Origin of the sequence: Streptomyces sp. NPDC050732 (genome assembly GCF_040654255.1) — a bacterium.
Lineage (GTDB): Bacteria > Actinomycetota > Actinomycetes > Streptomycetales > Streptomycetaceae > Streptomyces.
On the sequence record NZ_JBFAHP010000045.1, the window covers coordinates 18,264 to 28,989 of the forward strand.

Here is a 10,726-nt window from a genome sequence, read left to right on the forward strand (position 1 = left end):
GGGTGGGGGAAATGACGCATGCTCCTGTACGCAACGTCGTCATCGTCGGCGGGGGCACGGCCGGCTGGATGACCGCCGCGTATCTGACGGCGGCCTTCGGCGACCGGATCAAGATCACGCTGGTGGAGTCGGCGGACGTCGGCACCATCGGCGTCGGCGAGGCCACGTTCAGCGACATCAGGCACTTCTTCGAGTTCCTCGGCCTGGCCGAGCGGGACTGGATGCCCGCCTGCAACGCCACGTACAAACTCGCCGTCCGCTTCGAGGACTGGCGCGAGCCCGGGCACCACTTCTACCACCCCTTCGAGCAGCTCAGGTCGGTCAAGGGCTTCCCCCTCACCGACTGGTGGCTGCGCCACCCCACCACCGACCGGTTCGACGTGGACTGCTTCGTGATGGCCTCGGTGATCGACGCCGACCGCAGCCCCCGCTACCTGGACAACCGCCTCCTGGAACAGGACTTCGTCGAGGGCGAGGCGCCGCCGAACACGATCGCCGAGTACCAGGGCGCCCAATTCCCGTACGCCTACCACTTCGAGGCGCACCTCCTGGCCAAGTACCTCACGAAGTACGCCACCCAGCGCGGCGTGCGGCACATCGTCGACAACGTCGTGGACGTCGGCCAGGACGAGCGCGGCTGGCTCACACACGTACGGACCGCCGAGCACGGCCTGCTCGAAGGCGACCTCTTCGTCGACTGCACCGGCTTCCGCGGCCTGCTCCTGAACAAGGCGCTTGAGGAACCGTTCGTGCCCTACCAGGACACCCTGCCCAACGACAGCGCGGTCGCCCTCCAGGTCCCCATGGACATGGACAAGGACCCGATCCGCCCCTGCACCACGGCCACCGCCCAGGACGCGGGCTGGATCTGGACCATCCCGCTGATCAGCCGCATCGGCACCGGATACGTCTACGCGCGCGACTACCTCGACCCCGACGAGGCCGAGCGCACGCTGCGCGAGTTCGTCGGGCCCGCCGCGGCCGACGTGCCCGCCAACCACATCCGGATGCGGATCGGCCGCAGCCGCCGCTCCTGGGTCAACAACTGCGTGGCCGTCGGCCTGTCCAGCGGCTTCGTCGAGCCGCTGGAGTCGACCGGGATCTTCTTCATCCACTACGCGATCGAGCAGCTGGTCAAGTACTACCCGGCGGCCGACTGGGACCGCTCGCTGCGCGAGCAGTACAACAGCGCCCTGACCCATGTGATGGACGGCGTACGCGAGTTCCTCGTCCTGCACTACCGGGGCGCGAAGCGGGCCGACAACCAGTACTGGCGGGACACCAAGACCCGGGCGGTGCCCGACGCGCTGGCCGAGCGCCTCGAACTGTGGGAGAGCAAGGTCCCCGACACCGGCACGGTCTACCCGCGCTACCACGGCCTGCCGCCCTACTCGTACAACTGCGTCCTGCTCGGCACCGGCGGCATCCCCGTGAAGCCGTCGCCCGCCCTCGACCTGGTCGACGAGAAGGAGGCGCTCGCCGAGTTCCAGGCGATCAAGGACAAGGCGCGGTCGCTGGTGCGCACCCTGCCGACGCAGAACGAGTACTTCAAGCGCATGCGCGACGGGGTGTGAGCGAGGCACATGGACACCGAGTTCCGCGACATGATGGCGTCGTTCCCGACCGGCGTGTCGGTCGTGACGGCCCGGGACGACAGCGCGGAGCCCCGCGGCATGACGTGCTCCTCGCTGTGCAGCCTCAGCGTGAACCCGCCGACGCTCCTGACGTGCCTGCGCAGCGGCAGCCCGACCCTGGGCGCGGTGCTCGCCAGCGGCGCGTTCGCGGTCAACCTGCTGCACGGCGAGGCCGGCTGGGTGGCCGCGCTCTTCGCCTCCGGCGCGCCCGACCGGTTCGAGCGCGTCGCCTGGCGGCCGTCCGGCCGCACCCGCAGCCCCGCCCTGATCGAGGCCGCGCACGCCGTCGCCGAGTGCACCGTCGAGCGCACCCACCCCTCCGGCGACCATGTGATCGTCGTCGGGGCGGTGCGTTCCGTCGAGCGCTTCCGCCACGCGAGCGCCCTGCTCTACGGCTTCCGCCGGTACAGCGAACTCTCCCCTGGCGTACCGGCCGTGGCCGGTGAACGGGGCGCCGGATCCCGGCCCGGGAGGTGAACGCGGTGCACAGCGCCGGGCCGCCCGCGGCCGCCGACCTGGTGTGGGCCGCGCCGGTGCCGCCGATCGCGGCACACGCCCTGCTGATCTTCCTGCTGCAGATCGGCGTGCTGCTGCTGCTCGCCATCATGCTCGGCAGGCTGGCGGCCCGCTGCGGACTCCCCGCGATCGTGGGGGAGTTGAGCGCCGGCGTCCTCCTCGGCCCGTCCCTCTTCGGCTGGGTGGCGCCGGACGCCGCGGCGTGGCTCCTGCCCTCCGACCCCGGGCAGGTCCACCTCCTCGACGCGGTCGGACAGCTCGCGGTGCTCCTCCTCGTCGGGCTCACCGGCATCGAGATGGACCTGCGGATGATCCGGCGCCGGGGCAGTACGGCGCTGCGCGTCAGCCTCGCGGGGCTGCTCGTGCCCCTCGCCCTCGGGGTCGGCCTCGGCTACCCGCTCGCGCGCATGCTCGGCATCGGCGCGGCCGACCGGCAGATGTTCGCGCTCTTCCTGGGCGTGGCGATGTGCGTCAGCGCCATCCCCGTCATCGCCAAGACGCTGATGGACATGAACCTCATCCACCGCGACGTGGGCCAACTGACCCTGGCCGCGGGGATGATCGACGACACCTTCGGCTGGCTCATGCTCTCCGTGGTCTCCGCCATGACCGTGGGCGGACTGACCGCGGGTGTCTTCGCCGAGGCCATCGGCTCGCTCCTGCTGGTCCTCCTGCTCGCGCTGCTGATCGGCCGCCCGGTCGTCCGCAGAGCCCTGCGGCTGTGCAGGGGCTCGGACGAGCGGACCGTCTCGGCGGCCGCCGCGATGATCCTGCTCGCGTCGGCCGGCACCCAGGCGCTCGGCCTCGAAGCGGTCTTCGGGGCCTACCTCTGCGGCATGCTCATCGGCTCCAGCGGGGAGTTCGACCGGGCCCGCACGGCGTCCCTGCGCATGGTCGTCCTCGCCGTCCTGGCCCCCGTCTTCTTCGCGACCGCGGGACTCCGCATCGACCTGCGGGCCCTGCGCCACCCGCCGGTGCTCGCGGCCGCGCTGATCGTCCTCGCGATCGCGATCCTCGGAAAGTTCGCGGGCGCCTACATCGGGGCGCGGCTGAGCAGACTGAGCCGCTGGGAGGCGCTGGCGCTCGGCGCCGGGATGAACGCGCGCGGCGTCATCGAGGTGATCGTCGCGATGGTCGGGCTGCGGCTCGGCATCCTCGACACCAGGACGTACACGATCATCGTGCTGGTCGCGGTGGTCACCTCCGTCATGGCGCCGCCGCTGCTCAAGGCGGCCATGAAGCGGATCGACTGCACGCAGGAGGAGGAGCACAGGCTCACGGCGTGGCGCGGTGCACCACAGGTCCGGGGCAGCCCGGAGCGCGCCGAACCCTGACCGGCTCCCCGCGCCCACCGCCCCCGCCCGCCGGGGGGCGAACCGGAACGGCCGCGCGCCCTCGGCACGCGGCCGTTCCGGCCTGCCCGGCGCACGACGCACCACCCATGCCGGCACTGTGCGGACGCCCGGCTCTGTGCCCGCCGTGTGACCGCCCGCCGCGTAGAAGTTGGGTCCATGTTCATCACACAGAAGCGAGCATTCGCCCGCAAGCGAGCCATCGCACCCGTACTCGTCGCAGTATCCGCCCTCGTCACCGGGTCGCTCCTCACGGGCTGCTCGGGAGACTCCTCCGCCGCCTCCTCGAAGGACGACCCGTCGGCCTCCCCGACCAGCCCGTTCGACCAGGGCCTCGCGTACTCGAAGTGCATGCGCGAGAACGGGGCGGCCGACTACCCCGACCCGCAGCAGGACACCGGTGGCGTCCGGCTCACCCCCGGCGACGGCGTCGACCTCAACTCGGAGTCGTACAAGAAGGCCGAGGAGGCCTGCCGGGACAAGGCCCCGCAGGGCCTGGGCGGCGGCGGGGGCGGGGGCGCGGCCCTCGACTCGAAGAAGGTCTCGGCGTGGGCCAAGTGCCTGCGCGAGAACGGGCTGGCCAAGTTCCCCGACCCGGAGATCGAGGGCAGCAACATGAAGATCGACATCAACGGCACCGGCATCACCCCGGGTGGCCCGGAGTTCACCAAGGCCATGGGCGCCTGCCAGAGCAAGTACCCCGGCGGCGGCATGATGATGAACAACGGTCAAGGGGGAGGCGTCCCGCAGTGACCAGCCGCGACGAGACCGAAGCACCGCACCTGTCCGGCGAGGCGTCCGGCGCGCTGGAACGCCACGGGTCCGGCGAGGTGTCGGCGAACCGGACCGGCGGCGCCGCGCTCGACACGACCGCGGCGCCGGACACCGCCGCCGAACTGGAGGCCGCCTCCACCGAGAAACCCGTCTCCGCGGAGGGGGCGGACGAGGAGGAGCCACCGCCCGGCGGCGGCCGCAGGCGCCGCCCGCTGCGCACCTCGCTGGTCGCGCTCGCCGCGATCACCGTGACCGCGGCGGCCGGCGTCGCCGCCACCGGCACCATCGGCGGCGACGGCGGCGACTCGGGGGGCTCCGCGCCCGCCGGACCGCCGGCCACCGCGAAGGTGGAGCGCACGACACTGACCGACACCGAGAGCGTCGACGGCAACCTCGGCTACGGCGACGCGACCACCGTGCAGGCCCCGGCCTCGGCGTCCGGCACGGGCGACGGCCAGTCCGCGCAGTCAGGGCAGTCGGGCCAGTCGGGGCAGTCGGGCCAGGAAGGGGCCTCCGGCGGCAGCGCGGGCGACGGCATCGTCACCTGGGTGCCCGAGGAGGGCACCGTCGTCGAGCGCGGCGAGACCGTCTACCGCGTCGACCAGCAGCGGGTCCCGCTCCTGTACGGCTCGTTCCCCCTCTACCGCACCCTGCAGTCGGGCAGCGAGGGGGACGACGTCGAGATGCTGGAGAAGAACCTCCGCGCCCTCGGCTACAAGGGCTTCACCGTCGACGAGACGTACAACTCCGCCACGGCCGAAGCCGTCAAGGACTGGCAGGACGACCTGAACCGCGAGGAGACCGGCACCGTGCGGGCCGGGGACGCCGTGGTCGCCCCCGACGCCCGGCGCGTCGCGGACGTCAAGGCCTCACCGGGCGCCGCCCTGAGCGGCGACGTGCTCTCCTGGACCGGCACCGAGCGGATCGTCAGCGTCGACCTCGACGTGCAGTTCGAGGACCTCGTCGAGAAGGGCACCAAGGCCACCGTCCAACTCCCGGACGACAACACGGTCGAGGCCGAGGTGACGGACATCGGCACGCCGTCCACCGCGCAGAGCGACGACTCCGCAGGGGGCTCGGGCGACGCCGGTTCCGGGGAGTCCGACGACAAGGCCACCCTGCCCGTCGAGCTGACGGTGAAGGACCAGAAGGGCCTCGGCCGCTACCAGGCCGCCGCCGTCGAGGTCACGCTGAAGGCGGAGTCCCGCAAGGACGTCCTCGTCGTCCCCGTGGCCGCCCTGGTGGCCCAGCGCGGCGGAGGGTACGCCGTGGAGGTCGTCACCGCCGACGGCACCGAGTACCGCCCGGTGAAGCTCGGCATGTTCGCCGACAGCAAGGTCGAGGTGTCCGGAAAGGGCATCAAGGAAGGCACCGTCGTGGGGGTTCCCAAGTGAGCCTGCCCCTCCGCGAGATCCCCGCGCCCGCCACGGACCGGCAGGACCGTCCCGTCGTCGAGCTGACCGGGGTCTCCAAGACGTACGAGGACGTCGCCGCCCTGCGCGGCGCGGACCTCGTCATCCGGCGCGGCGAACTCCTCGCCATCGTCGGCCCCTCGGGGTCGGGCAAGTCCACGATGCTCAACATCATGGGCACCCTGGACCGCCCCTCGTCCGGGCGGGTGCGCATCGACGGACACGACGTGGCCGACCTGACCGACCGCGAACTGTCCGCGCTGCGGGCCGACACCATCGGCTTCGTCTTCCAGCAGTTCCACCTGGCGTACGGCGTACCGGCGCTGGACAGCGTGGCGGACGGGCTGCTCTACAGCGGCAGGCCGCGCGGCGAGCGCCGCCGCCTCGCCGAGCGCGCGCTGCGCAGGGTCGGGCTCGGCCACCGGCTCTACCACGAGCCGCACCAGCTGTCCGGCGGCGAGAAGCAGCGCGTGGCCATCGCCCGCGCGGTGCTCGGCGATCCGCCGCTGCTGCTCGCCGACGAGCCGACCGGCGCCCTTGACTCGCGGTCCGGAGCGGTCGTCATCGAGCTCCTCCACGAGCTGCACGAGGCCGGGACGACCGTGGTGGTCATCACCCACGACCGGGACATCGCCGCGACCCTGCCCCGCGAGGTGCGCCTCAAGGACGGCCGGATCGAGCACGACTCGGTCGCCGGCGGGGGCTCCTCGTCCCTCGTGCCCCAGGAGGCCGTGCGATGACCGAGACCAAGGAGCCGGTATGACCGAGATCAAGGAGCTGGAGCGGGCCGCTCCCGAACCCGTGCGGCGGCCCAGGCCGGCCCGGATGAACCCGGCCGACGTGCTGCGGGTGGGCGGCTCCGGCCTGCGCTCCCGTCCCATGCGGGTCTTCCTCTCGGCGCTCGGCATCGCCATCGGCATCGCCGCGATGGTCGGCGTGGTCGGCATCTCCACCTCGTCCACCGAAGACCTCAACCGCAGGCTGCAGGCCCTGGGCACCAACCTCCTGACCGTCACCCCCGGGCAGAACTTCAGCGGCGGGGAGGCCCATCTCCCCGTGGAGTCGGTCGACATGATCGCCACCATGGACGACGTCGAGTCGGTCTCCGCCATCGGCAAGACCGACGCCAAGGTCTACCGCAGCGACCGCACGCCCGAGGAGGAGACCGGCGGCCTCAACGTCTCGGCCGCCAGGACGGACCTGCCGACGTCGGTCGGCGCCGAGATCGTCGACGGCCGCTGGCTCAACGCCGCCAACAGCCGCTACCCGTCCGTCGTCCTCGGTCCCAAGGCCGCCGAGCAGCTCGGCGTCCACCGGGCGGGGGAGGACGTGAAGGTCTGGCTCGGCGGCCGGTGGTTCACCGTCGTCGGCCTGCTCGCCCCCAACGAACTCGTGCCCTCGCTCGACTCGTCGGCCCTCGTGGGCTGGACCGCGGCGGAGCGCGAACTGGGCTTCGACGGCTCACCGACCACCATCTTCACGCGGGCCGAGGAGTCGGCCGTCAACGACGTACAGGCGGTCCTCGGCGCCACCACCAACCCCGAGAGCCCCAACGAGGCCAACGTCTCGCGCCCCTCGGACGCGCTGGCCGCCAAGGAAGCCACCGACGACACCCTCAGCGGACTGCTGCTCGGCCTCGGCGGAGTGGCCCTGCTCGTGGGCGGCGTCGGCGTGGCCAACACCATGGTCATCTCCGTCCTGGAACGCCGCTCCGAGATCGGTCTGCGCCGCTCGCTCGGCGCCACCCGGGGTCAGATCCGCACCCAGTTCCTGGCCGAGGCGCTGCTCCTGTCCGCCCTCGGCGGCCTCGGCGGCGTGCTGCTGGGCATCGCCGTCACCGGCGGCTACTCCGCCTACCAGGGCTGGCCGTCCGTCGTCCCGGTCTGGGCGATGGCGGGCGGCATCGGCGCCACGCTGGTCATCGGCGGCCTCGCCGGGTTCTACCCGGCCGTACGCGCCGCCAGGCTGCCCCCGACGGAGGCACTGGCGACCACGTGAGCGCCTGATCTCGCCCCCCCTGGAGCCCTCGCGGAGGAGCCGCGAGGGCCGCCGGGACCGCGGTGCCTCCGCTGGAACCGTCCCCCGTGCCACGGGGGCACCGCGCCCGTCCGCGCCGCCTCCGGGCCGATCCCGGACCGCGACGCGGGCGGGACCCGAGAAGCGAAAGCCGAGGAGCGGGACCCGTCCTATGCGTTCCCGGGCGGAGTCAGGCCCGCCACCCGGGCCAGCCGCCCGAAGGAGTCCAGCAGGCCCGCGCGGTCGTACGTACTGGTCGTCACCAGCACCTCCTGCGCGGCGCTCTCCTTGATCACCAGCGCCAGCGCCTCCGCCACCTGCTCCTCCGTGCCGTGCACCTGGCCGGTCAGCCCCGATTCGTAGAAGCCGCGCTCCTTCTCCGTCATGGCCATCGCCTCCACGCGCTCGGCCGGCGGGAGCGGCGGGAACGTGCCGTGCGTGCGGGAGTACGCCATCGACCAGGCCTCCGGCAGCAGCAGGCGACGGGCGGCCTCCTCGCTCTCCGCCACCGCGACGGTGCCCGAGATCATGACGTACGGCTCGGCCAGCCACGCCGAGGGCCGGAACCCGTCGCGGTACCGCTCGATGCCGCGCAGCATCTTCTCGCGGCCCCGGAGGTCGCCGATGACCAGCGGCAGACCGGCCTCGGCGGCGATCGCCGCGCCCTCGCCCACGGCCAGGACGTACGGCGGGACGCTCAGGCCCTCGGCGGGGCGGGCCCGCACCCCCGTGCCGGACGTGCCGCGGAACCAGTCGAGCAGTTCGGCCAGTTGGGCGGCGAAGTCCTCGGCGTCGTGCTTGTCGTGCCCCAGCGCCTTGCGCACCCCGTCGGTGAAGCCGACCGACCGGCCGAGCCCCATGTCGATCCGGCCGGGGAAGAGCGATTCGAGCACCCCGAACTGCTCGGCCACGACGAGCGACCGGTGGTTCGGCAGCATCACGCCGCCCGTGCCGACCCGGATGGTGCGGGTGGCCGCCGCCACGGCGGCCGCGAGGACCGTGGGCGCCGACCCCGCGACACCCGGCACACCGTGGTGCTCGGACACCCAGAAGCGGTGATACCCGAGGGCCTCCAGGTCCTGGGCGAGGCGCACGGTGTCGCGCAGGGCCTCCGGGCCGTCGTGCCCCTCACGGGTGCGCGAACGGTCGAGGACGGAGAACCGTACTGCTTCCACAGGAGACCCCTTCACCTGGCCGGAAACCAACCTTGACCGCGTCCGGCCGAAGTCTATGGTCTGGACTAATCGGCAGCCGCGAACCCCCGGCCCTGCTCGACCGCAACGCCCTCGTCACCCCCACCATTCCCCACCTGCTCACTCGCCCCTCACTCGCCCCACGAGAGCACTTCACGCCGCCCCCCATGAAGCACTGCACCGTGAAGGAGTACGCATGGACAAGAAGCGGAAGATAGCCGCGGCCATCGGCGCCGGTATGGCACCCGTCCTCGCCCTCACCCTGCCGACCGGCTCGGCCAGCGCGCACGGATACGTCAACGCCCCCGCGAGCCGCCAGGCACAGTGCGCCGCGCGCACGGTGCCCTGCGGCGACATCAAGTACGAACCGCAGAGCGTCGAGGGCCCCAAGGGCCTGCGCAGCTGCAGCGGCGGCAACGCCCGGTTCGCCGAGCTGGACAACGACAGCAAGGGCTGGAAGGTCAGCGACGTCAGCAGGACGCAGACCTTCACCTGGACGTTCACCGCCCGGCACCGCACCGCGAACTACGAGTACTTCGTCGACGGCACCAAGGTCGCCACCATCGACGGCCACAACCAGCAGCCACCGTCGACCGTCTCGCACCAGGTCAACCTCGGCAACTTCACCGGCAGGCACAAGGTCCTCGCGGTGTGGAACATCGGCGACACCTCCAACGCCTTCTACGCCTGCATCGACGTCAACATCCGCTGACCGGCCGCCCCGTCAGACCGCGCTGAGCGGATGGGCCGCCGTGGCGGAGCGCGGCGGCCACGCGCACGGGGCCAGGATGCCGAGGACGTAGGCGCGGGCGACGAGAGCCGGGCGGGTGCCCGCGCCCAGGAGCTGCCGCAGCCGGCTGAGGTGGTAGTCGACCGTCTGCCGGGACAGCTTCAGCGAAGTGGCGATGTCCCCGTTGCTGCTGCCCTCCGCCAGGAGGGAGAGGATGCGGATCTGCGCGGCCGTGAGCGACGCGTGGGCCTCGTGCGCGAGGCTCTGGTGGGTCACGACGGCCCAGACGTACCTGGCCCGTGCGGCGGAGTGGCCGATCGTCGTCAGATGGAGCCGCGCGCGGCGCCGCAGCCCCTGGGCGTCCACGAGCACCGCGGACGTCTCCACCCGTCTGGTGCGGCGCGACAGCAGACCCTGCCAGCGGCGGTGCAGCAGATCGAGACCGGGCTCCGGGGCGAGCAGCGTGTGCGCGCGGCGGCCCACCAGGTCGTGCGGATCGAGCCGGAACAGCTCCGCGGCCGCCGCGCTCGCCTCGATCACGCGCCCGTTCGCCGAGAGCAGCGCGCAGGGCAGCCCGCTGTGGTCGCGCAGGGCCCGCAGATTCTCCTCCGCCTCCTGCCACCGCACCGTGAGACGCAAGTGGTCCGTGACGTCCACGTAGATCCCGGCGACGCAGGTCCGCGCGTTCTCCCGGACGGGGAAGCGGTGCCCCACCGCCCGGCCCGCGCTGCCGTCCCTGCGCCGGTAGCCGAGCGTGTGCCGCACCGGCGCGCCCCTGCTGAGGACCTCCTGGTCGAGGGCGCGGAAGCGGCCGGCCTCGGCGGGCGCGTCGAGATCCTCGATGTACTTGCCGACGACGTCCTCCGGAACCGTGCCGTAGAGGTGCGCGTAGGCGTGGTTGGCCCACAGATAGCGTCCTTCGCCGTCCCGTATGAAGGCGGCGGCCGGGGCGAGATCCACCAGGTCCGCGAAGCTGTGGGCCCGGCTCTCGCTCGGGGGCAGTGCCTTGAGGCTCGAATCGTCCACAGCGGTCTCCGTCCGTCTATGACTCTGCGACGCGCGGTCACTCAGGCATTTGCCTGAGTCGTGGGCGCCCATC

10 protein-coding genes are annotated in these 10,726 nt (G+C 72.5%); 8 read left to right on the forward strand and 2 right to left on the reverse strand.

Going from position 1 to position 10,726, the window contains the following annotated elements; genetic code table 11:
• The first annotated feature begins 11 nt into the window (after positions 1–11).
• The 7 genes from AB0H82_RS31835 to AB0H82_RS31865 all read left to right on the forward strand — a co-directional run bounded on the left by AB0H82_RS31835 (position 12) and on the right by AB0H82_RS31865 (position 7,686).
• A complete protein-coding gene (locus tag AB0H82_RS31835) occupies positions 12–1,574 on the forward strand; it encodes a tryptophan halogenase family protein (RefSeq protein WP_362998926.1) in 1,563 nt (520 codons plus the stop codon).
• A gap of 9 nt (positions 1,575–1,583) precedes the next feature.
• Positions 1,584–2,111, forward strand: a complete 528-nt coding sequence (locus tag AB0H82_RS31840) for a flavin reductase family protein (protein WP_362998928.1) — start codon at positions 1,584–1,586, stop codon at positions 2,109–2,111.
• Between the two features lie 5 nt (positions 2,112–2,116).
• On the forward strand, positions 2,117–3,484 hold the full coding sequence (locus AB0H82_RS31845) for a cation:proton antiporter (RefSeq protein ID WP_362998930.1): 1,368 nt from the start codon (positions 2,117–2,119) through the stop codon (positions 3,482–3,484).
• A gap of 177 nt (positions 3,485–3,661) precedes the next feature.
• Positions 3,662–4,255 (forward strand): hypothetical protein, encoded by a 594-nt coding sequence (locus tag AB0H82_RS31850; RefSeq protein WP_362998932.1) that lies wholly within the window; start codon positions 3,662–3,664, stop codon positions 4,253–4,255.
• Positions 4,252–5,670 (forward strand): peptidoglycan-binding domain-containing protein, encoded by a 1,419-nt coding sequence (locus AB0H82_RS31855; protein WP_362998934.1) that lies wholly within the window; start codon positions 4,252–4,254, stop codon positions 5,668–5,670. Before AB0H82_RS31850 ends, AB0H82_RS31855 begins: the two co-directional genes overlap by 4 nt.
• A complete protein-coding gene (locus tag AB0H82_RS31860) occupies positions 5,667–6,428 on the forward strand; it encodes an ABC transporter ATP-binding protein (RefSeq protein ID WP_362998936.1) in 762 nt (253 codons plus the stop codon). The genes AB0H82_RS31855 and AB0H82_RS31860 overlap by 4 nt, the downstream gene beginning before the upstream one ends.
• A 19-nt stretch (positions 6,429–6,447) precedes the next feature.
• Positions 6,448–7,686 carry an ABC transporter permease gene (locus AB0H82_RS31865; protein WP_362998938.1) on the forward strand — a complete coding sequence of 413 codons (1,239 nt, stop codon included), beginning with the start codon at positions 6,448–6,450 and terminating at the stop codon, positions 7,684–7,686.
• A 188-nt stretch (positions 7,687–7,874) separates the two neighbouring features.
• On the opposite strand, the gene AB0H82_RS31870 is transcribed toward AB0H82_RS31865, so the two are convergent.
• The gene (locus tag AB0H82_RS31870; RefSeq protein ID WP_362998940.1) at positions 7,875–8,879 is read right to left on the reverse strand and encodes an MsnO8 family LLM class oxidoreductase; all 1,005 of its coding nucleotides are present in this window, start codon (positions 8,877–8,879) and stop codon (positions 7,875–7,877) included.
• A gap of 214 nt (positions 8,880–9,093) precedes the next feature.
• On the opposite strand from AB0H82_RS31870, the gene AB0H82_RS31875 reads away from it, so the two are divergent.
• A complete protein-coding gene (locus AB0H82_RS31875) occupies positions 9,094–9,609 on the forward strand; it encodes a lytic polysaccharide monooxygenase auxiliary activity family 9 protein (protein WP_362998942.1) in 516 nt (171 codons plus the stop codon).
• Between the two features lie 12 nt (positions 9,610–9,621).
• Here AB0H82_RS31875 and AB0H82_RS31880 read toward each other — a convergent pair whose 3' ends face one another.
• The gene (locus tag AB0H82_RS31880; RefSeq protein WP_362998944.1) at positions 9,622–10,653 is read right to left on the reverse strand and encodes a PAS domain S-box protein; all 1,032 of its coding nucleotides are present in this window, start codon (positions 10,651–10,653) and stop codon (positions 9,622–9,624) included.
• Between the last annotated feature and the right edge of the window lie 73 nt (positions 10,654–10,726).